Here is a 23,070-nt window from a genome sequence, read left to right as displayed (position 1 = left end):
GCTTCCCGGTCTTATGCTGCCAGGACGACGCTGTACGACGCGTCGTTGGCGCACGCGCCGCTCCGCATCCGCGGCTGCGGGAACGCATGCACGGAGACGGGCTGTTCATCGGCCAGCAGCGTGACGAGCGCCGGAAGGTCCAGGCCGTTGATGGCGGCCTGGAAGCGGCGTACCAGGTCGCGGCACAGCTTCTCTTCCGGCGGCGGCTCTGCGCTTCCCGCATCGCGCAGCCGCCGCCGCGCGCGCGCCAGGTGCTGGCGCGCGTTCGCCGCCTTGGTGCCCAGCATTGCGGCGATGTCCGCATGGCTGCACTCGCAGGCCTCGTGCAGGACCAGGGCCAGGCGCTCGAACGGCGACAGGCGCGCCAGGCAAGCGAAGGCTTCACCCAGTTCGGCATGGCGCAGCAGGCCATCCTCGGGCAGGGCCGGCGCCGGCTCGGGTCCGAGTTCCAGTGCGGCCTGCGCCACCGCCGCGTCGCGGGCGCGCCTGCGCAGCCGGTCGATCGACTGGTGCTGCACGACCGTGGTCAGCCAGGCCGCCGGTGTCGTCAGCGCGGCCTGTTCGGCGCCATGCCATTTCAGGTAGCAGTCCTGCACGATGTCCTCGGCTTCGGCCGCGCTGCCGACGATGCGGCGGCTGATCGCGGTCAGGCGCGGGCGCAGCTGTTCGAAGGTGGCGGCATCTGGATCGGTGGCGCTTGGCATGGCAACTCCTGTTCGGGGCGGATGGGTCTCCCGCTTGACGCCTGGGCAGGCCCGGATGTGACAGGCCAGCGGTATTTTTTTCGGGCTGTCACACCCGGCGGGCGGCGGGCGTCATGCAAGTATCACTTTAGCGCGAAAGGACGAACATGAGCTTGCATTCACCGATGGGACTGGGCCTGGTGCCCACTGTCATCGAACAGACCGGGCGCGGCGAGCGCGCCTTCGACATCTACTCGCGCCTGCTGAAGGAGCGCGTGATCTTCCTGGTCGGCGAAGTCACCGAGCAATCCGCCAACCTGCTGGTGGCCCAGCTGCTGTTCCTGGAATCGGACAACCCGGACAAGGACATCGCGCTGTACATCAATTCGCCCGGCGGTTCGGTCTATGCGGGCATGGCCGTTTACGACACGATGCAGTTCATCAAGCCCGACGTGTCGACCCTGTGCACGGGTTTTGCCGCCAGCATGGGCTCCTTCCTGCTGGCCGCGGGCGCGCCCGGCAAGCGCTACGCGCTGCCGAATGCCCGCATCATGATCCACCAGCCGCATGGCGGTTCGCAGGGCGTGGCGGCCGACATCGAGATCCAGGCGCGCGAGATCCTGTACCAGCGCCACCGCCTGGGCAGCCTGCTGGCCGAGCGAACCGGGCAGCCGCTGAGCCGGATCGAAAAAGATTCGGACCGCGACAACTTCATGTCGGCCGGGCAGGCGGCGGAGTACGGCCTGATCGACCGGGTGCTCGAAGTGCGTTAGAGAGGACGACTCAAGGTGTTGCGCGACCTCTCAACAATGTGGTCTGCGCGCCCATCGGCACCAAAGACGAACTCTCGTGACGATTCTATATAAGCGATTTATGCGGTTTGGGTTATTAGTTAAGTAGAGCTCTAATACTGTTCTTCAGCGTTCATAATGTTAATGCAGGCAAGTCGACTCTATCTAAATGTGAGTTGCATCTGTTACTTATTTAACAATAATTACAAAAAACGCTAATACTGAAAGGACATATGATTAATATTAATAAGGGCTCTCAATGGTGTCTCTGGGACCTCCACTTCCACTCACCCTCATCGTACGATTACGGTGATAAATCTGTCAGCAATGAGCGAATTATAGATGTCCTTCGTGAAAACGGTATGTCGGTAGTCGCGATAACAGATCATCACGTCATAGATGTAGAGCGTATTCGAGAACTTCAACGTATAGGACTACCCCATGGTATAACAATTCTTCCGGGGATTGAGTTCTTATCTGATGCTAGAGGTAAGGAGCCGGTTCATTTTATCGGGTTGTTTTCCGAAAAGGCAGATATCGAGTTCATCTGGCCCCAAATTCAAAATCGCACTGAAATAAGTAAGATTCGCGGGGGCGGGAAGCGTGAGAACGAGGTATATTGTGACCTCTTTGAAACCGCGAAAATTATCAAAGAGCTTGGTGGCCTGATCAGTATTCACGCCGGTGAGAAAAGCGGTTCAGTTGAAAATATCACTCATGCGCTTCCTCATGCGGCTGCGCAGAAACGAGATATTGCTGAGATTGTTGATATTTATGAGATTGGAAAGGTATCGGACCAGGACGGATACCAAAGATTCGTCTTCCCAAACATTGGGCGAACTATTCCGATGGTACTTTGTTCCGATAATCATAATATAAATAAATATCACAGAAAATCCAAACTTTGGATTAAAGGGGCTCCAAATTTCTCGGGACTATTACATGCGCTAAATGAGCCAGGCGAACGTTTTTTTATCGGGGATGAGCCGGCGGCGATTAGTCGTGTGAGAACCAATCCGACTAAGTATATTCGTTCGTTAAAAATTTTTAACTCTGGCGACCATGATCCGGAGCACGTATGGTTTCACAATGTTGAAATTCCTCTCAATAGTGAGCTCGTAACTATTATTGGAAATAAAGGTAGCGGGAAAAGCGCCTTGTCTGACATTCTTGCGCTATGTACAGACGCTGAGAACGGTGACGATTATCTATTCTTGCACAAGACAAAATTTAAGAAAAAGGGATTGGCAGATCGATTCTCAGCTGCTGTGCAGTTTGAAACGGGATCATGGACAGATTTTCGACAGCTGGATTGTTCAGTTTTAGTGGGTGAGCAAGCAAAAATACGCTACTTGCCACAGAGCTATTTCGAGAAGGTCTGTAATGAGATTGGAAAAGTTGAGGCCTTCAGAAATGAAATCGAAAAAGTGGTTTTTCAATACGTTCCGGTAGACAAGAGGTTGGGAAAAGCAAATTTCGCTGAGCTCGTCCGTCACAAGCAGTCGTCAATAGTTGAAAAAATCTCGGTGCTTACTCGCGAACTAGCTGAGATAAACAGTCGGATAATAAATCTGGAAGATAAGTCTCATCCCGACTTCAAGAAGAGCCTAAATGGAAAATTAAAATTGAAGGAGGCTGAATTGCTAGCGCATTTAGCTTCTAAGCCGCCGGAGAAAAAGGACCCCGGGGCTATGTCGAATGATCCAAGCGTAGCCGCAAGGAAGCTTGAGTTAGATAATTGGACAAAAAGACGTGAACAAATTGAGATAGAAATGGCGGAAGTCGACGCACAGATCGTCGAAACGTCCATTAAATTAGATTCGCTTGAAAAATTCCGTGACGAGATTTTTAGCTCTATTACCCAACTGCTTCAGTTTATTGAGCTAAAACGCGAGCAGGCGAAAAACCTAGGTTTCGAAATAGATCAGTTGGTTTCGCTGAAATACGATTTCTCTAACGTCGATGCGGCAATTCAGCAGAAGGCACAGGAGAAAGGTGCTTTGGTAAAACAAAATTTAGTCGATCTTTATTCCGAGGACTTGGAATATGATAAATTGGCTACCCTTGCGCTGAAGCAGATACGTTGTAATTGTGAGGTCGCGAAATTGCAGGGCCAATTTAGTGGGGAGCAAAAGGAATATCAAAGTTACTTAGAGGATGTTCGAAATTGGGAAAATCAAAAGCGCCAGATCGAAGGAGATGCGCTAACGGCAGACTCGCTCTTATTTTTTAGACAGGAGCTGTCGTATGTTGAAGAAAAACTCCCTATCGAGCTTGCCCATCTGCGTAGTACTCGGCTACAACTATCTAAAGAAATTTTCGCAAAAAAAACGGAGGTTAGATCTTTTTATGATGATATTAAAATTGAGATCGACAAATGTTTCAACGAAGTTGAAGTGCCGGGATTAGCTATTGCAAGTACGTTGGCCTCAGAAAGCGATCTTGCAGAAAATCTCCTAAAATTTATCCAGCAAAACAAATCTGGATCATTTTACGGGCCGGATGGAAGAACTATCCTATTGGTCGAGATAATTGCCCCAACTGACTGGAATGACGTAGAGAGCGTTAGCTCGATGTTGGATAAGGTGATTCATTATCTTGAGCATGATATGCGCGAAGCTGCAAAGGAGAGCTCTAGGACATATATTTCGAATCTTGTTAAGCAACGTGCGGAGTTCTATAACTTCCTTTTCTCTCTGGGCTACGTGCAGCCACATTATGAGTTGCAGCAAGGTGGAAAGCGCTTGGAACAGCTCTCCCCAGGTGAAAAGGGTGCTCTGCTTTTAATTTTTTATTTGCTTCTTGATAAAGAAGATATTCCGTTAGTAATTGATCAGCCTGAGGATAATCTGGATAACTATAGCGTTGCCAAAATCTTAGTTCCGTTTATCAAAAAGGCTAAGCGAAAGCGTCAAATCGTAATTGTTACTCACAATCCGAATCTGGCGGTTGTTGCCGATTCAGAGCAGATTATCAAGGTTAATCTAGAGAAGGATAAAGGGAATCAATTTAATTGTATGGCAGGTGGTATTGAAGATGACTATATAAACAGTGCGCTAGTTGAGGTGCTTGAAGGAACGATGCCTGCTTTCTCTACACGTAGGGATAAATATCACGCTTCGACAGCATAGTCTTCTCCGATTTTTTTGGGTCTTCATTACAACCGTGAATTCGACAATTTCGATTGACTGACTATAAAACGCAGCCTCAGATAGCTGAGGCTGCGGTTCATATACTAGGCGGAGAAGCGTTGCGCAACTAGAAATCAGGGCTTCGCCGCCGCTTCTTCCTTCGGCCAGGCCACGCCCAGCCAGGACGCGTTCAGCGCCTTCTGCGCGTCGGTCGCCTTGTCCGCGACCTTCAGCTTGGCCTTGCCTTTCGGCTGCTGCAGCGGGGTGAGCTGCTTTTCCACCAGCTCGTCGCGGCGGAACAGGTGCACCTTGAACGGGGCGGTCTTCACCAGCGACATCTTGTCGCCGATGTCCTTGGCGGACACGCGCAGGCCGTTCACGGCCACCAGGGTGTCGCCCGAGACCACGCCGGCTTTCCATGCCGGGCTGTCGCGCTCGACGACGGTGACCACCGCCGGATCGCTGCCATCGCGCAGGGTCCAGCCGGCCCACCATTCGGTCTTCTGCTCCTGGTCTTTCGGCACGTCGGCGATCTTTTGCAGGCCGACCTGGGCCAGCAGGGTGTCGAACGGGATCTCGTTGGTGCCGTCCACGTACTGGGCCCACCAGCCGCTCCAGTCCTGGCCGCTCACGCTGCGCAGCGCTGCCAGCACGGCCGGCACGTCGTAGCCGCCCTGCGCGGTCGAGTGCTTCTCGAACAGGACGCGGTGCATGTCCTCAAGGCCGCGCTTGCCGCCGGTCTGGCGGCGCAGCTCGATGTCCATCATCAGCGCCAGTACCTGGCCCTTGGAGTAGATGTTGACCGAGGCGTTGCGCGCGCGCTCGCCGCCGACGGCGATCCACTCGTCGAAGCTGGCGTCGGCCGCGCTCTGCTGGAAGCGGCCCGGCTGGTGCAGGTAGTCGTCGATCAGCTTGGCGTAGCCTTCGAGGAACTCGTCGCGCTTCTGCAGGCCGGCGCGCAGGACGATCAGCTCGTCGTAGTAGGAGGTGTGGCCTTCGGCGACCCACAGCAGGCGGTTGTAGTTCTCGTTCTGGTAGTCGTAGGGCACCATCTCCTTCGGACGGTAGGCCTTGACGTTCCAGGTGTGATAGAACTCGTGCGCGGCCACGCGCAGGAAGTTCAGGTAGTCCTTGCGCGGCGCGAAGGTCCAGCGGGATTTCTGGATGACGGTGGAATTGGCGTGCTCGGTGGCGCCGCCGACGCCGTCGGTGGCGTGGACGATGAACAGGTAGCGCTGGAACGGATACTGGTTGCCGTACATCTTCGCCGTCTCGACGACGATCTTCTTCAGGTCGGTCATCATCTGCTTGCCGTCGTGGTTGCCGCGGCCCCAGATCGCCAGTTCGATGGTACGGCCATCCACCTTGTCGGTGTAGAACTCGTGGATGCCGGTCTCGATCGGCGCGTCGATCAGCACGTCGTAGTTCGGCGCCACGAAGCAGTGGTCGCAGCTGCCCGAATCCATGCCCGAACGCGACTTCCAGCCCTGCGGCACGTCCAGCTTGACTGTCACCTTCTCCTGGCGGAAGGGCGCGGCGTAGACGAACACGCCGCTGGCATCCAGGTAGGCGTGGGTGTCGTCGATGTGGCGGGTGCGCTCGCCCAGCAGGTTGGCGTACAGCTCGTACTGCACCGTCACCGCGTCGCCCGGCTTCGTGCGGACCTGCCAGGTGCCCTTGTCGGTCTTGGCGACCGGCAGCGGCTGGCCCTTGGCGTCGAAGGCCTTGAACAGGCGCACGCCGTTGGCGAGGTTGAGCATGTTGTAGCGGCCGGTGCGCCAGTTCGGCATTTGCACGTCGAGCGTGGTGCCGGTGGCTGCCGGGAAGGTGGCGCGCACTTCGGCCAGGTGCTGTGCCGCATCGGTAATGCGCAGCTGGTAATCGACGTCGGCGCGTGCGGTGGCACTGGCGCCGAGCAGGATCAAGGGGAGGGCGTAGGTCAGGAGTTGTGGTTTCATGTCCGCAGGATGGATGAGCTCCGGTAGAGCGTGCGCGGAAGTGTATACCAGCTCGCGGACGGGGGACAGCCCTTGCTGGCGGTGTCAATACGGCCTGGCCATGCGAAAAAAGGCCGCGCCTTGTTACAGGGCGCGGCCTTTCCGGGACTGATCCGGTGTCGTATCAGTTGCTCAGCAAGACCTGTGCGATCAGACCGGTGGCGATGGCGGCCAGGATGTAGTCGTTGCCGGCGCGGACCCAGTGGTGGCCGCGCGGCGGCGCGCTCAGGTGGCGGTCGCGCCAGTCGGTGACAACGTAGCGTCTGCCGCGGTATTCCTTGCTCAGGTGCTGGCCGCGGCGCAGGTCGTGGCGCGGTCCGGCGCCGCGCCGGTCGTCGCGATGGAACTGGCGGGCGTCGTAGTAGCGATCGTGATTGCGGTCGTTGGCGCGCTGGTTGGCGTTGCCGCGTGGGCCGTCATGGCGGTCATTGTCATAGCGGCCGTTGTCATGCTTGTCGCCACGGCGGCTGTCCTGCCCATAGGCGTTGCCGTTGCGGCCGTCGTGGCCATGGTCGCCGCGCTGGGCGAACGCGCTGCCGCTGGCAGTCAGGGTCAGGGCGATCAGTGCCGATGCGATCAAACTTGGTTTCATGCTGTTCTCCTGGTGACGCGGTGTGCTTTCGCGATGTGTCCATTACACCGCAAACCGGGCCGGGCAGGTGAAGCCAACTGGTAAGGAATGCTACCAAACGTATCGGGGCCGCCCCGCAGATTCGACCACGGCGGCCGGCTCCGTGCGGCCGCCGACCAGGATGGCGCCGTCTTCTGCCCGGGTCCTGATGATGCATGACTGGCGGGTGGCGCGTCCCTGTCGCAGCACGATGCCATGTCCCAGCAGCGCGGTGAGCGCACCCGCCGCCACGCCGGTGGCGATGTCTTCCAGGGCCGGGTCGAGGTGGTTGAAGTTGCGGCCTTCGAAGCGGCCGTCGGGAAGGCGGCACCAGGCGTAGATGCCGTTGATGCCGGCATCCTTGCCCCATGCCGCGATCGCCTCCAGGTCCGGCTGCAGGCCAAGCAGCGTGGCGGCGTCCTGCACTTCGACCAGCAGCTTCGGGCTGCCGACCGAAGCGACGCGCGGCGGCGATGCCGGCACGAAGCCGGGCGCCGCGAGCAAGTGCTCCAGCAGGCCGCTTGCCAGCACCGGCTGCGCCACTTCCTGCGCCTGCAGGCGAACATAGAAGGCATGATCGCCGCGCAGCAGATCGAGCCGCTGGCCGCGCATCGCCGTCGTCACCGACAGTAGGGCGGCATCGGGATGGCGCCCGAACAGCACGTGCGCCACGGCCAGCGTCGCGTGCAGGCACAAGGGGCTGCGCATGTGCGGGTAATAGAAATCGACGACCTCGCCGTCGAGGAAGACGCAGGTGGTGTTGCGTGCTCGCGCCAGGGCGCGGCGCGCTTCCTCGTTCGCCTGGCCGCCTTCGATGACAAGGGCCGGGTTGCCGTCGCCGGCATGTTCGCCAAAACAGCTCAGTGCACGAATCTGCATGCGTTTCTCCTTGTCGAGCGGGAAGTCTCGGTTATACTGTGTTTTTATACAGTATTGCCGGTTTGTCCAGCATTGTATCCCGTTCGCCCATACCCTGCCGATGACCGATCCGCTTTCTCCGCCACCACAGGTTTTGCCTCCGTATGCGGAGCTGTTCTGCCTGTCGAACTTCTCCTTCCTCGAAGGAGCCTCGCATGCGGAGGAACTGGTGGCGCGCGCGGTCCAACTCGATTATTTTGCCCTGGCGCTGACCGACGAATGCTCGCTGGCCGGGGTGGTGCGCGCCCATGCCGAGGCCAAGAAGGCCGGCCTGCACCTGGTGATCGGCGCCCACTTCCACCTGAAGCACCCGGACGGCAGCCCGGCGCTGTCGCTGATCCTGCTGGCCAAGAACCGCAACGGCTACGGCAACCTCGCGGAGCTGATCACCCTGGGCCGCACCCGCAGCGAGAAGGGGACCTACTTCCTCACGCCGGACGACCTGGCCCGGCCCGCGCCCGCGTACGCGCACCTGAAGCACATGCCCGACTGCCTGGCGATCCTGCTCCCCGCTTATCCCTCGCACGAAGCGGCGGACGTCGACCGCCTGCACGCTCAAGCCGCCTGGATGGCGAGCACCTTCCCTGGCCGCGCCTGGCTCGGCCTGGTCCTGCTGCACCGCGCCTTCGACGAACCGCACCGCGAGGCGGTGGAAGAGGTGGGCTGGCAGCACGGCCTGCCGATCACGGCGCTCGGCCACGTGGTGATGCACGTGCGCTCCCGCAAGCCCCTGCAGGACACGCTCACCGCCACCCGGCTGAAGAAACCGGTGACCGAATGCGGCTATGGCCTGGCCCAGAACGCCGAGCAGCACCTGCGTTCGCGCCTGCGCCTGGCCAACATCTACGGCCGCGAAGCGCTGGCCGAGACGCTGCGCATCGCGCGCCTGTGCACCTTCTCGCTGGATGAGCTGCGCTACGAATATCCCGACGAAGTGATCCCGCCCGGCATGGATGCCACCAGCTTCCTGCGCCAGGAAACCTATATCGGCGCGCACCGGCGCTTCCGCGAGGGCATCCCGGCCAAGGTGCAGGCGCAGATCGAGCACGAGCTGCAGCTCATCGCCGAGATGAAGTACGAACATTACTTCCTCACCGTATACGACATCGTCAGATTCGCGCGCTCGCAGCACATCCTGTGCCAGGGGCGCGGCTCGGCCGCCAATTCCGCGGTGTGCTACTGCCTCGGCATCACCGAGGTCGACCCGGCGCGCGCCAGCCTGCTGTTCGAGCGCTTCATCTCGAAGGAGCGCAACGAGCCGCCCGACATCGACGTCGACTTCGAGCACCAGCGCCGCGAAGAAGTCATCCAGTACATCTACCGGAAATACGGGCGCGAGCGGGCGGCGCTGGCCGCGGTGGTGATCAGCTACCGCCCCAAGAGCGCGCTGCGCGACAGCGGACGCGCGCTCGGCATCGACCTGGCCATCGTCGAGAAGGTGGCCAAGACCCACCACTGGTTCGACAGCCGCGCCGACCTGCTGGGGCGCCTGGCGGAGGCGGGACTGGACCCGGAATCGCGCCTGGCGCAGCAATGGGCGACGCTGGCCGACAAGCTGCTGAACTTCCCGCGCCACCTGTCGCAGCACCCGGGCGGCTTCGTCATCGCGCGCGGCAAATTGTCGCGCCTGGTGCCGATCGAGAATGCCACCATGGCGGAGCGCAGCGTCATCCAGTGGGACAAGAACGACCTCGAAGAACTCGGCCTGATGAAGGTCGACGTGCTGGCACTGGGCATGCTGTCGATGATGCGGCGCGGCCTCGAACTGGTGGGCCAGCGCTACGGCAACCTGTTCGAGATGCAGGACATTCCGCCCGACGACAAGGCCACCTACGACATGATCTGCGCGGCCGACACCGTGGGCGTGTTCCAGATCGAGTCGCGCGCCCAGATGAGCATGCTGCCGCGCATGCGTCCGCGCCGCTTCTATGACCTGGTGATCGAAGTGGCCGTGGTGCGCCCCGGCCCGATCCAGGGCGGGATGGTGCATCCCTATCTGCGGCGCAGGCAGGGCCTGGAGCCGATCCACTATCCGAGCCCCGAAATGAAGGTGGCGCTCGAGCGTACCCTGGGCGTGCCGATCTTCCAGGAGCAGGTGATGCAGGTGGCGATCCTCGGCGCCGGCTTCACGCCGGGGGAAGCGGACCAGCTGCGGCGCGCGATGGCGGCGTGGAAGCGCAAGGGCGGGCTCGAAAAATACTACGACCGCATCGTGCGCGGCATGCTGGAGCGCGGCTACACCTTGGCGTTCGCGGAAGCGATCTTCAGCCAGATCCAGGGCTTCGGCGAATACGGTTTTCCCGAGTCGCATGCGGCCAGCTTCGCGCTGCTGGCCTATGCCAGCTCCTGGCTCAAGTGCCACGAGCCGGCCGCATTCCTCTGCGCACTGCTCAACAGCCAGCCGATGGGCTTCTACAGCCCCTCGCAGCTGGTGCAGGATGCGCGCCGCCACGGCATCGAAGTGCGTCCGGCGGACGTCGCCATCAGCGGCTGGGATTCGACCCTGGAAGAACTGCATCCGACGGACCGCTCGCGCCAGCCGGCGGTGCGCCTGGGCCTTTGCTTGCTGCGCGGACTGAAGCAGGAGGTAGCGCTGCGCATCGAGATGGCGCGCGCGGTGCGTCCCTTCGAGAGCGTGGCCGACCTGGCGCGCCGCGCCCAGCTCGACCGGGGCGACCTGCAGGTGCTGGCCGGCGCCAACGCGCTGCGGTCGCTGGCGGGCAACCGGCGCGAGGCGCTGTGGCAGGCGGTGGGGGCGGTGCCCGACCGCGACCTGCTGCGCCCGACCACGCCGCAGGAGGAACTGCCGCAGCTGGCGGCGCCGACCGAAGCCGACGAGATCGTGGGCGACTACCGCGCCCAGGGCCTGACCCTGGGCCGCCATCCGCTGGCGCTGCTGCGTGAGCAGCTGCTGGCCAGGCGCTTCATGCCGGCCTCGGTTCTTGCCGACTATGCCGATGGCCAGCTGGCGCGCGCCTGCGGCCTGGTGACGGTGCGCCAGCGGCCCGGGACGGCCAAGGGCGTGCTGTTCATGACGCTCGAGGACGAGACCGGGAACATTAACGTGATCGTCTGGCCGACGCTGGTGGAGCAGCAGCGGCGCGAGGTGCTCAATGCCCCGCTCTTGGGGGTGTACGGTATCTGGCAGAAGCAGGGCGAGGTGCGGCACCTGGTGGCCAAGCGGCTGGTGGACATGTCGCATTTGCTCGGGAAGCTGCGTGCGCCGAGCCGGGACTTCTGCTGAGGACGACCGAAGCGTGAAAATGCGCGCATATCCGGTGTCTCAGTTTTCGGTAAGCTGGGGGCAATCCACCACTTCGGAGACAGCATGCAACGCGTAATCCTGGGACAGCTATTCACGGCCGCCATCCTGTTCGCGGGCTCTGCCGGCGCCCACGCCGCCGGCCTGACGCACGCCGCGTTGCGCGACGAACTCCTGAAAATGGCGGCCAGCGACCAGGAAGTCCGCCAGCTCGCGCGCAAGGGCGATGTCAGCCGCTGGGCCGCCGTCGATGACGCCAACCGGTCCCGCCTGAAGGAGATCGTCGCGCAGCATGGCTGGCCGACGGTCGCGATGGTCGGCCAGGACGGCGCCACGGCCGCCTGGCTGATCGCGCAGCACGCGGACCGGGACCAGGCTTTCCAGCGCGAGGTGCTGGCCTTGATGGAGCCCCTGGGAAGGAAGGGCAGGCATCCGGGAAGAATGTCGCCTACCTGCACGACCGCACCCACTATCCGCAACGCTTCGGCACCCAGGGCAGCTGCGTCAGCAGGACCGAGTGGCAGCCTTTCGAAATCGAGGATATCGCCAGGGTCGACGAGCGCCGGCGCGCGGTCGGCCTGCCGCCGCTTGCCGAGTATGCGAAACTGTTCAAGGAAGTGTGTGCCAATCCCCATATGAGCTTGCACAGCGCCTCCCATCCCAAGCGGACAGTCGCCATCCCTCAATGAACCAGGACGAAGAGAGCACATGGACAAGCGGACGGCATGGGTGGTGATGGGCGTCAGCGCCTGCGGCAAGAGTGAAGTCGGAACGCGCCTGGCGCAGGCGCTGGACGCACCCTTCATCGAGGGCGACCGCTTCCATCCGCCGGAGAACGTGGCCAAGATGTCGGCCGGGGTCCCGCTCGACGACGACGACCGGCGCGGCTGGCTGGAGGCATTGCGCGCCGAGATCGAGCGGGCATGGCAGACGGATCCGGTGGTCGTGCTGTCGTGCTCCGCGCTCAAGCGCGCCTACCGCGACGTGCTGCGCGGCGATGGCGGCGATGTGCGCTTCGTGCACCTGCACGGGAACCGCGACCTCATTGCGCAGCGCATGGCCGCGCGCAGCGGGCACTTCATGCCGGTATCGCTGCTCGACAGCCAGCTGCGCACCCTCGAACCGCTCCAGCCGGATGAGCGCGGCGTCACGCTCGACGTGCGCGAGCCGCCGCAGCGCCTGGTGGAGCAGGTCCTGGCAACACGCGGCGCTTCCTGAAACGTCTCGTTACACAGTCCTTGCCACGTCGTGGTTTTGTGAGGGTTTTTGCTAGGCCACATCTGCTACGCTCGCGGAAACATTTCACTTTTGAAAGAGATTCCATGGCAATCAAGCAGCAGTGGACCATCTTCCTGGCCCTGGCCGCATCCGGCGCATCCGCCGTCGAGGCGCCGATCCAGAGCGTCACCCTGTATCCGGGCAGCGCCACGGTGGAACGCCTGGTCCAGGTGACGCCGGGCATGACCCAGGTCGAGATCACCGGCCTGCTCGCCAACTTCAATACCGACACCGTGCGCCTGCAGGCCGATCCGGGCATCCAGGTCGGGCAGGTGCTCACGCGCGACCAGCGCGCCGTCGACAGCCCGAGCCCGCGCGCAGCGGAACTGGAAGCAAAGATCCAGGCGCTGCAGGACCAGGTCGCGCTGGTCGATGCCGAGATCAAATCGTCCCAGCTGGTGCAGGGCTACCTCGAGCGCCTCGGCGGCGGCGACAACGCCCCGGGACGTGCCGCGGGCGATCCCAAGGCGTTGCTGGGGACCCTGGACGCGATCCGCAAGGGCGGCAGCGAGGCCCTGGCCCGCATGCACGAGGCCGAGGTGAAGAAGCGGGCGCTGACCAGGCAGCTGGAGGCTCTCAAGGGCGACCTCGCCAAGCTCCAGGCCAGCACGCGCGAGAGCCGCAGCATGACGGTGGCGGTCGCGGTGCGCCAGCCCGGCAAGATCCTGCTGTCCTACCAGGTCAACCGCGCCGGCTGGAAGCCGACCTATCGCGCCACGCTGGACTCGAACACGTCCACGGTGGAACTGGAGCGGATGGCGGCGATCTCGCAAAAGACCGGCGAGGACTGGAGTAAGGTCAGGCTGCGCCTGTCGACCGGCCAGCCGAACCTGACCGCCTACGCGCCCGATCCACTGCCGTGGCTGCTGACCCACCGGCCGCCGCAGGAGGCGCAGGAAATGCTCAACTTCCAGTATGCCCGGCGGAGTGCGCCTGCCGCGCCGCCACCTCCGGCGCCCAGGGCCGTGACGGTCACGGGTTCGCGCGTCGCCGCCGACGACTACATCGCGCCGGTCATCGAGACGCAGGGCAGCTTCACCACCGAATTCGAGGTGCCGGCCCGGGTCGACCTGGCATCGGACGGCCGCGAGATCTCGGTCGGCCTGGCCAGGCAGAACCTGGCCGTCAAGCAGCTGGTGCGCATCGCGCCGCGCGACAACAAGGATGCCGCGGTACTGACCATCGATGCGGCGCGGCCCGACGGCGTCTGGCTGCCGGGCCAGGTGCAGCTGCGCCGCGACGGTTCCTACGTGGGCGCACTGCATTGGGATCCCCAGGCAAGCGAGCGCTTCAACATGGCCTTCGGGCGCGATCCGCTGGTGCGCGTCACGACCGAGCGCCGCAACGAGAAATCGGGCGAAGCGGGCTTCTTCAAGCGCGAGAACCAGAAGCGCATCGCCGACACCTATGTGGTGACCAACCTGCACCGCCAGCCGATCGATATCCTGGTGCTCGAGCCGACCCCGGTCAGCCAGTCGGACAAGATCAGCGCCAAGATCTCCCTGAATCCCGAGCCGAGCGTGAAGGACTGGCAGCAGCGCCGTGGCGTGGTCGGCTGGGAGCGCACGCTCAAGCCGAACGAGACCGCCCGTTTTAACGTCGACTACGTGATCGATTATCCGAAGGAGGGGACGGTACAGGGCCTGCCGTAAGGAGGCATGCACGATCCCCCCAGTCGTGGGGCTGCCATCGACGGCGAACGCCGGCTATCTTGTCGCCTATTGACAAGAAACAGCCGGCGCCAGGCTACTTGCTGCATCATGGGCCGGCCATTATCGGGAACCGACCACATGATCGCAGCTCTTCACACAGCCTGTGCCGCCGCCGTGCTGCTGGCTCTCGCCATGCCTGCCGTGCACGCCGCACAGAACAAGCCCCACCAGCCGGCGGCGAACGCCACGGCACAAGGCAAATACATCGAGCGCGGGCGCTACCTCGTCAAGGTCGGCGGCTGCAACGACTGCCATACCGCCGGCTATGGCATGAGCGCCGGCAAGGTGCCCGAAAAGGACTGGCTCCAGGGTGACCAACTGGGCTGGCACGGCCCCTGGGGCACGACCTACCCGACCAACCTGCGCCTGTCGATGAATGCGCTCGGCGAGGACGACTGGATCAGGATGGCGCAGACCATGCAGGCGCGCCCGCCCATGCCCTGGTTCACGCTGCACCAGATGGACAGGGAAGACCTGCGCGCGATCTACCGCTTCGTGCGCCACCTCGGCCCGGCCGGCAAGCCGGCGCCCGCCGCGCTCGCTCCGGGCGTGGCGCCGAAGGGTCCGGCGATCCTGTTCCCGGCGCCGCCAGCGAAATAAACGATCACACGGCGGGTGCCGGATACAAGCTCCGGCACCCGCCCTGCCTTGTTACGGTGACTGCGGCGCCACAGGTGCAGCAGTGCCGCCCTCCACGGCTGGCGCCGGTTCGGCAAACTCCGCGTACACCCAGTCGCCCCCGGCGCGCACCACGCCCTCGGGCGGCGTGCGCTCGCGCTGCGGCGTCTTCGCCAGCGCCACGCGCATGTAGTCGACCCATACCGGCAAGGCCAGCGTGGAGCCGAATTCGTGACTGCCCAGCGAACGCGGTTCGTCGTAGCCCATCCAGGCCACCGCCACCACATTGGCGCCATAGCCGGCGAACCAGCCGTCGATGGCGTTGCTGGTGGTGCCGGTCTTGCCCGCCAGGTCGGTGCGGTTCAAGAGGCGCGAAGCCCGGGCGCCGGTGCCGAAGCGCGCCACGTCGCGCAGCATGCTGTCCGCGATGAAGGCATTGCGGGCATCCAGCACGCGCGCGCTCTCCTGCAGCGGGCGCGGCTTGCCGCTCTCGAACAGCAGCTTGCCGTCGCGGTCGTGGATCGTCATGCCCAGGCTGGGCTCGACCCGGTAGCCGCCGTTGGCCAGCACCGCGTAGGCGCCGGCCATCTGCAGCGGCGTCACCGCGCCGGTGCCGAGCGCCAGGGTCAGGTTGCTGGGGTGGCGCGCCATGTCGAAGCCGAAGCGACCCAGGTGTTCGCGCGCATAGTCGACGTCGAGCGCGCGCAGCATGCGCACCGTCGGCACGTTGCGCGAGTGCGTGAGCGCATGGCGGATCGTCACCGGGCCCTCGAACAGGCCGTCGTCGTTGCGCGGCGACCAGTTGGCATAGGCCTTCTCGTTTGAAAAATCGAGCGGTTCGTCGAGAATGGTCGTGCCCGGGAAGAAGCCGCGCTCCAGCGCCGCCGAATACACGAAGGGCTTGATGCTCGACCCCGGCTGGCGCCAGGCTTGCGTCACGTGGTTGAGTTTCTGCAGCTGGTAGTCGACCCCACCCACCATGGCGCGCACCAGGCCGGTCTGTGCATCAATCGCGACGAAGGCCGAGGCCACCTGCGGCAGCTGGGTGATGGCCCAGCCATCCTTGCCACCGGGGGCGATGCGCACCACGGCGCCCGGCGCCAGCTTGAGGCCGGCCTTGGCCGAAGGCAGGAGGGCAGGGGCGGCGAAGGCGAGCCCGCCGGCCTTGATCTCGATGGTGTCGCCGTCGCGGGTGACGACGCGCACCCGCTTGGGCGACGCCGCCAGCACCACGGCGGGCGTGAAGCCGCTCACCACGGGGCGCTTCTGCAGGGCCTCGTTGACCGCCTCTTCGCGCTCTTGTTCCGCTTTCGGCAGCGCGATGCGCGCTTCCGGTCCGCGGTAGCCGTGGCGGCGATCGTAGGCGATGGCGTTGCGGCGCACCGCCTCGTAGGCGGCAGTCTGCTCGGCCGCGTTGATGCTGGTGGTGACCGTGTAGCCGTGCTCGTAGGCCGCCTGCCCGAAGCGCGCATGGGCGGCCTGGCGCGCCAGCTCGGCGACGTATTCGGCGCCCGCACCCGGGCCGCCGCCGTCGCGCCGCACGCGCAGCGGTTCGGCCAGCGCCTGACGGTACTGCGCCTCGGTGATTCTGCCCAGCGCCAGCATGCGCTTGAGGACCACCTGCTGGCGCTGCTGCGCGCGCTCCGGATTAGCCACCGGGTTGTGGCGCGACGGGTTCTGCGGCAGGCCGGCCAGCATCGCGGCCTCGGCCAGGCTCAGGCTCGACAAGGGCTTGCCGAAATAGGTGCGCGCCGCGCTGGCGAAGCCGTAGGAACGCTGGCCCAGGTAGATCTGGTTCATGTAGACCTCGAGGATCTGGTCCTTGGACAGGGCCTGCTCGATCTTGTAGGCCAGGCCGACCTCGGTCAGCTTGCGCGGCAGGGTCTTGTCGCGCGACAGGAAAAAGTTGCGCGCCACCTGCATGGTGATGGTGGAGCCGCCCTGGCGGAAACTGCCGAGCGACGCCAGGTTGGCCTTGGCGGCGCCCAGCGCGCGGATCCAGTCGATGCCGCTGTGCTCATAGAAGCGCGCATCCTCGATCGCCAGCACGGCGGCCTTCATCAGGGGAGGGATCTTCGCGATCGGCACGAAATCGCGCCGTTCAAGGCCGAACTCGCCGATCAGGACCTTGTCGGCCGAGTACACCCGCAGCGGGATCTTCGGCCGGTAGTCGGTGACAGCGCTGATGTCGGGCAGCGGCACTTCGTCCAGGACGCCGGCGCGCGCAGGCAGGGCGGCCGGCAGCAGCAGGGCGGCACATACGGCGGCACGGACGGCCGGGCGGAGCGGGAATGGCTGGTACATGGGGTTCGTCGGGGTTGGGTTGAAGGCGGCGCCGATCATAGCGCCCTTGCCTGGCGGGCGCATCCGTAACCGGCAAGGTAGCGCCGCCTGCCTTGGGTGGGCTCAGCTGGCGCTACCCTTGCCTGGTGCCGCGATCCGCCCCAGCATGCAGCCCAGCGCCTGCCCATACCGTTCGCGCATGGCGTCCAGCTGTTGCCAGTCGCCGCGCGCCGCGCACAGGGCCAGGCCGCTGCCGTGTGCGTGGTCGACCAGGATGTCGCGCCACAGCAGGTGTTCCGGCGTGAGCGCCGACAGCAGCAGGGTGAGGCGCTCGGTGATCGCGCGGGTGATCCCGGCGAAGGCGGCCGGCTCGGCGAAGATAGCCAGGGTCAGCTGCGGATGCCGGCCGACGGCCTCGTGGTAGCGGGTGAGCAGGGCGCGTATCTCTGCCAGCCCGCCGGCCGGAGCAGCGTCGGGGCCGAGCACCGCACCATACACGTGGTCGGACAGGGCCTGCAGCAGCTTGGCGCGGTCGCCGACGTGGTGGTACAGGCTCATTGGCGTGACGCCCAGCCGCGCCGCCAGTGCGCGCATGCCGAAGCCGGCGCCGTCCTCGTCGAGCAGGGAGAGTGCGGCGGACAGGATCCCGTCGCGCGTCACGCCTTCGCCGCGTGCAGGACGTCCCCGTGGCCGCGTCATGGCAGGAAGCGATAGGTGGACTGCACCAGCCCCGACGGGAAGCTGCGGCTGGCCACCAGGCTCAGGTCGAGGTCGTGCGGCAGCGTCCCGAACAAGGGGCGGCCCGCGCCGATCAGCACGGGCACGGTGGTGAGCACCATGTCCTCGACCAGCCCGGCACGGATGAAGGACTGCACCAGCCGGCCGCCGTCGACATACACCCGGCGCACGCCCTGGCTTTCCAGTTCCGCCATGGCATCGGCCGGGGCGGCGCTCGAGAAGCGGACTTTTCCGCGCAGCGCGGCGGGCACCGGCGTGCCGGCCAGCTGCGCCGACAGCACCACCACCGGCAGCTCATACGGCCAGGGATCGAAGCCCAGCACTTTCTCGTAGCTGCCCCGTCCCATCACGATGGCATCCTTGTCGGCGATGAAGTCGCCGTAGCCGTGGTCTTCGGCCGGGTCGTCGCGCTGCAACAGCCAGCCGATGTCGCCGTCCGGGCGTGCGATGTAGCCGTCCAGGCTGGTAGCGATGAAAACGTGTCCAGAAATCATGGTGGCTCCTTATTTATACACCGTATATTTTATCCGATGTATTCGGCGCCGGCGACATGGCCGCCCTCAGTCCAGCCCCAGCCATGTGCGGTAGGCGCCGTAGTGATGCACCACGAATCCGCCGAACGAAGGCATCTTGCCGACGGCATCGCGGGTCTTGCCGAGTTCGCGCTCGAGGTCGGCCTCGCCCAGGTGGTGGAAGGATACCTTCCTGATCGCGTTCGGCATGGTCTCGACGCCGATCAGCACGCGGCGCCCGATGGCGGCGCCGTACTGCAGTTCGTCGATTGCATGGCTGACGATGCCGTCGCCGCCTTCGGCGCGGTCGCGGTAATCCATCAGCGCCACATAGTCGTAGGTGTCCTGCACGTGCTGGCTCACCGGCTTGCGTTTGCCTTTCCACTCCAGTTCGATGCCGTCCAGCCAGAACGGAATCGCCGGCCCGACGGGCAGGGATTGTCCGGAGGCCCGCACGGTACGCATCAAGGCATCCGACATGTCGAGGAAGCCGGCCAGCAGCGCCAGTTTGCGCGCCGGCCATTCCGGCAGGATGTGTGGCTCGATGTCGACGTTGACCCCGTCGAAGCGTTCTTCAGGCGCCGCCGTGCGGTTGTAGTCGAGGACGCGCTGCAGCATCGCCACCGCATTCGCATGCTGCGCGGGCAGCACGTAGCGTTCGGTGTGCAGGGGGGCCGAGCCGAGCAGGGCATAGACGCGCAGGCCGGACGCGTGCAGGCGCCGGACCAGGCGCCGGTACTGGGCTGGGTCCGATACGAGCGGGTTGCGGCCCTGGTAAGCGTCGGCATACAGGAAGACGGTGTCCACCGACTTTTCCTTCAGGAAGGCGATGGCGCGCCCGGCGGCGGCCGGCTGCTGCAGCATGGCAGTGCTGTCCTCTTCCCAGGTCCAGATCGCGCGCGGTGCGGCGGCATTTGCGGCATGGGCGGCGCTGCCGGCGCAGGCGAGCACCAGCGCCAGGCTGGCGAGGACAGGTTTCACAGTTTGAGCTCCACGTGGTATTGGCCGATGCCGATCGAGCGGCCGGTGTCTGGATGGGAGGGAATCACGGAGATGTAATAGGTGCCGGGGGCGATCCGTGTCACATCCGGGCGTAGCGTGACCGAGGCCGACTCGCCGGCGCCAAGCCGGCGTGCCTCGAAGGTGGTCTCGCCGATCTCGGCGCCACGCTCGTCGGTGATCACCAGCAGCGGCGCGAAAGTGCGCGACGCCGTGGCGGCGCTGTTGCTGAAGGTCGCTTCGATCGCCAGCGGGCCGCTGCCGGCGCGCGGACGCACGCCGCGCACGGCAAGCTCGCCCCCCAGCCTTACCAGCGGCACGCCGTGCAGGCTGCGTTCCCCGCTCCAGCCGGCGAGCTGTCCGCCCTCCGGCGCCAGCGCCGTGCCCGTGCCGGCCTGCCGGTTGGCTTTCAGGAAGGCGCGGAACTGGGCCAGCGCCTGCGACTGCGCCAATGGGTCGTCGGCGCGGTCGATGCTCATGCCGTCGCCCAGGGTGTAGAGCTTGCCCTGTGCGAGGTAGGCCGTGCCGGAGACGAAGTCGCTCATCTCGGTCTTGGTCTGCTTGAGCGGGATCGCATGCAGGTTGCGGAAGGATTTCTCGGTGTCGAGGCCGGTCCCCAGCCAGGTCACCTGGCGCGGGGTCTTCAGGCCATAGTCCTTCGACAGCCAGGCCAGCAGCGCGGGCGCAATGTCGAACTGCGAGGACACCGCCTTGATCGAGGCCGGCGCCTTGAGCAGGGGAGAGTAGACGATCAGCGGCACGTGGTAGCGCTCGATGCGGGTGTCCATCGGCAGCTCCGGCAGGCGGTGGTCGCCCGTGATGACGAACACCGTATTGGCATAGCCGGGCAGGCCGGCTGCCCGCTCGAAGAACATGCGCAGTGCGTCGTCGGTGTACAGGATGCTGGCGAAGACCTCGCGCTGGGTGCGGTATTCCGGCCGCTCGCGCAGTCCCAGGCGCGCCACGTGCGCGTCCACCCGGCGCAGATAGGACTCCTTTCCGGGGAAGGTAAACGGGGTGTGCATGCTGGTGGTCTGGATGATGCTGGCGTAAGGCAGCGGCCTGCCCGCCGCTTCGCGGCGCAGCGCCATCTCGACCAGGTCGCGGTCGGCATAGCCCCAGTCGTTGGCGCGCTGTGCGCCCGGGCCGTAGTCCTTCTCGCTGACGATGCTCTGCACGCCCTGGCGGCGCAGGAACAGGCCTTCGTTGTCGAACTCCATGTTCGAGCCCGAGTAGAAGCGCAGGTCATAGCCCTGGTCTTTCAGGATCGACAGCAGCGAGTCGTGGCGCGGCATGCGCTCGCCCAGCGCGGCCAGGCCGTGCTCGCCGAAAGGCAGCGAACCGAAGACCGTGGTCAGCACCCCGAAGGTGCGGCCCTGGCCGGCCAGGAAGTTTTCGAAGTAGAGGCTGCGTCCAGCCAGTTCGTCGAGGAAGGGCGTGAAGCTGCCCAGGCGCGCCCCGGGACCGGAGAAGCTGCGGCCCAGGCCTTCGACGATCACGAACACCAGGTTGGGTGGCCCGTCGGCGCGGCGCAGCAGCGGTCCGAGCGTGTCAGGCGTCCGCTCGGCGTGCAGGAAGGGGTAGCGCGGGTCCGCGCCGTCCCACGGCGCCCGGCCCTGCGGCGAGGAATGTGCGGCCGCCTGCGATGCTTCGCCACGCAGGCTGGCCAGGTTGCTGTCGACGAAGAAGGCGGCCTTGTTGGCGACGAAGTTCAGGTCGGCGTCGGTGCGCACCACGACCGGCGTCATGCGTCCCGGCAGGAAGGCGAAGGCGGCCAGGCTGGCCGCCACTGCGATGCCGGCCGTGCGCCCGCCGGCGCGCGGCCACAGCTCGTGCCGCGACAGCACGAGCACGCCCCACAGCACGCCCAGGCCGAGGACCAGCGCGCCCAGCAGCAGCAGGCTGGCCTGCCAGCCGCCGGCCACGGTGGCCGCGACCTCGTTGCCGCTGTAGGCGAACAAATCGGCGCCGAGCGGCACACCCGCCACCCAGTAGTATTGCAGCAGGGCCGCATCCAGGCACAGCAGTGCGCTCCACAGCGTGCCGAGGTAAGCGATGCGCAGGCGCTGCGATGTGGTGAAGGCCAGCGGCAGGGAGCCGAGCAGGAACACGAAGCCGTAACGCAGCAGCGACAGGGCGTCGTTGCCGACGCCGACGCCGAACAGGGTCGATTGCGGCACCCCGGCGGCGCCCGCATGGATGCCGTCGGCGACGCGCAAGCACAGCCAGGCCAGTATCAACGCCGGCAGCGCAGACAGGGCGAACGCGGCGGCGTCGGATGCCGCTTCCAGTGCGGCCTTCAGCCGCTGGCGGATGCTGGTGCCTTCCATGGCTTACCAGCGGCGATACAGGCCGACCGTAAGGCCGCGTTCGCGGGCATCGCCGCTACCGCCGCTGCGGGCAAAGCTGGCGCCGACCCTGGCGCCCCACTCGCGCGACAGGTAGTGGACCCAGGTCAGGCTGCCGCCGCCCGAACGGGCACGACCGCCGCTGAGCGAGAGTGGATCGTCGCTGCGGCCGCGGTTGACGGCAGCCTCGAGGTAGCTGTCGGCGTCGCCCGTGTAGTACCAGCGCGCCAGCAGGCGGTCGCCCGAGCTGCGCGCGCCTTGCGACACGATGTTCTGGTGGCGCAGCTGCACGTAGAAGTTGCTGGTGTACTTGGCGAGGCTGACGCCGTAGATGTTCACGCGCGCATCGAAACCGAGCAGGTCGTCGCTGACCGAGGCTTCCCAGCCGTTGCCGAGCGACTGGTACAGCTCGACGCGGCCGGAATGGGCCGGGAACAGGCGTTCGCCTGGCGCATGCTGGTAGCGCAGGTTCGCGTAGGCGCCTTGCCACAGGCTGGCATAGGCGTCGATGGCCCAGGCGCGTCCGGTCTGGTCGAAGCGGTGGGCGCGCAGCGCCTCGAAGCCGATCGAGCCGCGCTTCATGTAATGGCGCACGCTCAGCGTCTGGTCGTTCCAGGTCGGACTGGCGCCCACGTCCTGCCAGCTGCCGCTCAAGCCGGCGACCCAGGTGTAGCCCGCCGCGATCGCCGCTTCCGGGCTGCTCATGAAAGCTTGGGGCTGCTGCGGCTGCATGGACTGCAGCGCTTGCGCATGCGCCGCCCGGGTGGTCGCGTCGTCGGGACGCAGCACGGCGGCGCGGCCATAGGCCTCGGCCGCCTTCGCGGGCTGGCCCTGCCACTGGTAAAGCTTGCCGAGCGCGAACCAGACGTCGGCGTATTCCGGCGACGCCTTGGCGGCAGCCGTCAGGTCGGCTTCGGCCTCGGGCCAGCGTTCCAGGCGGCTGAGCACGATGCCGCGCCCGAGCAGCACGTCGACATTGCCCGGCGAGCGCGCCAGCAGGCCATCGTAGGCGGCCAGCGCGAGTTCCGGCTGGCCTGTGTTGGCGAGCGTGCGCGCTGCTTCATACTGTTGTTCGAACGAGGCGGTGGCGGCAGGCTGAACCTGGGCGACTTCGGCGGGAGGAAGCTGGTAATCGACGGGCATGGGTGAGAATGAAAGAGACGGGAACGGCAGGCAAAACTTTGCCTTAG

17 protein-coding genes are annotated in these 23,070 nt (G+C 64.8%); 7 read left to right on the top strand and 10 right to left on the bottom strand.

Going from position 1 to position 23,070, the window contains the following annotated elements:
• Positions 1-11: 11 nt before the first annotated feature.
• Positions 12-704, bottom strand: a complete 693-nt coding sequence (locus tag YWC_RS28315; protein WP_051306225.1) for a sigma-70 family RNA polymerase sigma factor — start codon at positions 702-704, stop codon at positions 12-14.
• A gap of 146 nt (positions 705-850) precedes the next feature.
• Between YWC_RS28315 and clpP the strand changes: the two genes are divergently transcribed.
• Positions 851-1,456, top strand: a complete 606-nt coding sequence (gene clpP, locus YWC_RS0104670; protein ID WP_027864327.1) for an ATP-dependent Clp endopeptidase proteolytic subunit ClpP — start codon at positions 851-853, stop codon at positions 1,454-1,456.
• Positions 1,457-1,707: 251 nt separating this feature from the next.
• Positions 1,708-4,605, top strand: a complete 2,898-nt coding sequence (locus YWC_RS0104665; RefSeq protein ID WP_027864326.1) for a TrlF family AAA-like ATPase — start codon at positions 1,708-1,710, stop codon at positions 4,603-4,605.
• Between the two features lie 134 nt (positions 4,606-4,739).
• Here YWC_RS0104665 and YWC_RS0104660 read toward each other — a convergent pair whose 3' ends face one another.
• The 3 genes from YWC_RS0104660 to YWC_RS28310 all read right to left on the bottom strand — a co-directional run bounded on the left by YWC_RS0104660 (position 4,740) and on the right by YWC_RS28310 (position 8,091).
• Positions 4,740-6,563, bottom strand: a complete 1,824-nt coding sequence (locus YWC_RS0104660; protein ID WP_027864325.1) for a M61 family metallopeptidase — start codon at positions 6,561-6,563, stop codon at positions 4,740-4,742.
• A 163-nt stretch (positions 6,564-6,726) separates the two neighbouring features.
• The gene (locus tag YWC_RS0104655) at positions 6,727-7,194 is read right to left on the bottom strand and encodes an RcnB family protein (protein ID WP_027864324.1); all 468 of its coding nucleotides are present in this window, start codon (positions 7,192-7,194) and stop codon (positions 6,727-6,729) included.
• 90 nt (positions 7,195-7,284) lie between these two features.
• Positions 7,285-8,091, bottom strand: coding sequence for a PhzF family phenazine biosynthesis protein (locus tag YWC_RS28310; RefSeq protein WP_051306223.1), 807 nt, complete (start codon positions 8,089-8,091; stop codon positions 7,285-7,287).
• Positions 8,092-8,191: 100 nt separating this feature from the next.
• Here YWC_RS28310 and YWC_RS0104645 point away from each other — a divergent pair, with 100 nt between their 5' ends.
• The 5 genes from YWC_RS0104645 to YWC_RS28305 all read left to right on the top strand — a co-directional run bounded on the left by YWC_RS0104645 (position 8,192) and on the right by YWC_RS28305 (position 14,982).
• Entirely contained in the window at positions 8,192-11,374 is a 3,183-nt protein-coding gene (locus YWC_RS0104645; protein ID WP_027864323.1) for an error-prone DNA polymerase, read from the top strand.
• Positions 11,375-11,458: 84 nt separating this feature from the next.
• Positions 11,459-12,031 (top strand): DUF6624 domain-containing protein, encoded by a 573-nt coding sequence (locus YWC_RS0104640; protein WP_027864322.1) that lies wholly within the window; start codon positions 11,459-11,461, stop codon positions 12,029-12,031.
• Between the two features lie 69 nt (positions 12,032-12,100).
• Positions 12,101-12,610 carry a gluconokinase gene (locus YWC_RS0104635; protein WP_229413006.1) on the top strand — a complete coding sequence of 170 codons (510 nt, stop codon included), beginning with the start codon at positions 12,101-12,103 and terminating at the stop codon, positions 12,608-12,610.
• Positions 12,611-12,714: 104 nt separating this feature from the next.
• Positions 12,715-14,322 carry a mucoidy inhibitor MuiA family protein gene (locus YWC_RS0104630; protein ID WP_027864320.1) on the top strand — a complete coding sequence of 536 codons (1,608 nt, stop codon included), beginning with the start codon at positions 12,715-12,717 and terminating at the stop codon, positions 14,320-14,322.
• 138 nt (positions 14,323-14,460) lie between these two features.
• Positions 14,461-14,982 (top strand): c-type cytochrome, encoded by a 522-nt coding sequence (locus YWC_RS28305; RefSeq protein WP_036213064.1) that lies wholly within the window; start codon positions 14,461-14,463, stop codon positions 14,980-14,982.
• A gap of 51 nt (positions 14,983-15,033) precedes the next feature.
• Here YWC_RS28305 and YWC_RS28300 read toward each other — a convergent pair whose 3' ends face one another.
• The 6 genes from YWC_RS28300 to YWC_RS31445 all read right to left on the bottom strand — a co-directional run bounded on the left by YWC_RS28300 (position 15,034) and on the right by YWC_RS31445 (position 23,023).
• Positions 15,034-17,304, bottom strand: coding sequence for a penicillin-binding protein 1A (locus tag YWC_RS28300; RefSeq protein WP_036213197.1), 2,271 nt, complete (start codon positions 17,302-17,304; stop codon positions 15,034-15,036).
• 102 nt (positions 17,305-17,406) lie between these two features.
• Positions 17,407-17,982 carry a TetR/AcrR family transcriptional regulator gene (locus YWC_RS0104615; RefSeq protein WP_027864319.1) on the bottom strand — a complete coding sequence of 192 codons (576 nt, stop codon included), beginning with the start codon at positions 17,980-17,982 and terminating at the stop codon, positions 17,407-17,409.
• On the bottom strand, positions 17,979-18,515 hold the full coding sequence (locus tag YWC_RS0104610) for a dihydrofolate reductase family protein (protein ID WP_027864318.1): 537 nt from the start codon (positions 18,513-18,515) through the stop codon (positions 17,979-17,981). The genes YWC_RS0104615 and YWC_RS0104610 overlap by 4 nt, the downstream gene beginning before the upstream one ends.
• 66 nt (positions 18,516-18,581) lie before the next feature.
• Positions 18,582-19,514 (bottom strand): hypothetical protein, encoded by a 933-nt coding sequence (locus YWC_RS0104605; protein ID WP_027864317.1) that lies wholly within the window; start codon positions 19,512-19,514, stop codon positions 18,582-18,584.
• Complete coding sequence (locus YWC_RS28295) at positions 19,511-21,862, bottom strand: LTA synthase family protein (protein WP_051306222.1); 2,352 nt, start codon at positions 21,860-21,862, stop codon at positions 19,511-19,513. Before YWC_RS28295 ends, YWC_RS0104605 begins: the two co-directional genes overlap by 4 nt.
• 3 nt (positions 21,863-21,865) lie before the next feature.
• Positions 21,866-23,023, bottom strand: coding sequence for a YaiO family outer membrane beta-barrel protein (locus tag YWC_RS31445; protein ID WP_027864316.1), 1,158 nt, complete (start codon positions 23,021-23,023; stop codon positions 21,866-21,868).
• Between the last annotated feature and the right edge of the window lie 47 nt (positions 23,024-23,070).

The organism is Massilia alkalitolerans DSM 17462 (assembly GCF_000427785.1).
Lineage (GTDB): Bacteria > Pseudomonadota > Gammaproteobacteria > Burkholderiales > Burkholderiaceae_D > Telluria > Telluria alkalitolerans.
The sequence above is the reverse complement of the archived record's forward strand: the minus strand, read 5'-3'. Positions and strand labels throughout refer to the sequence as shown.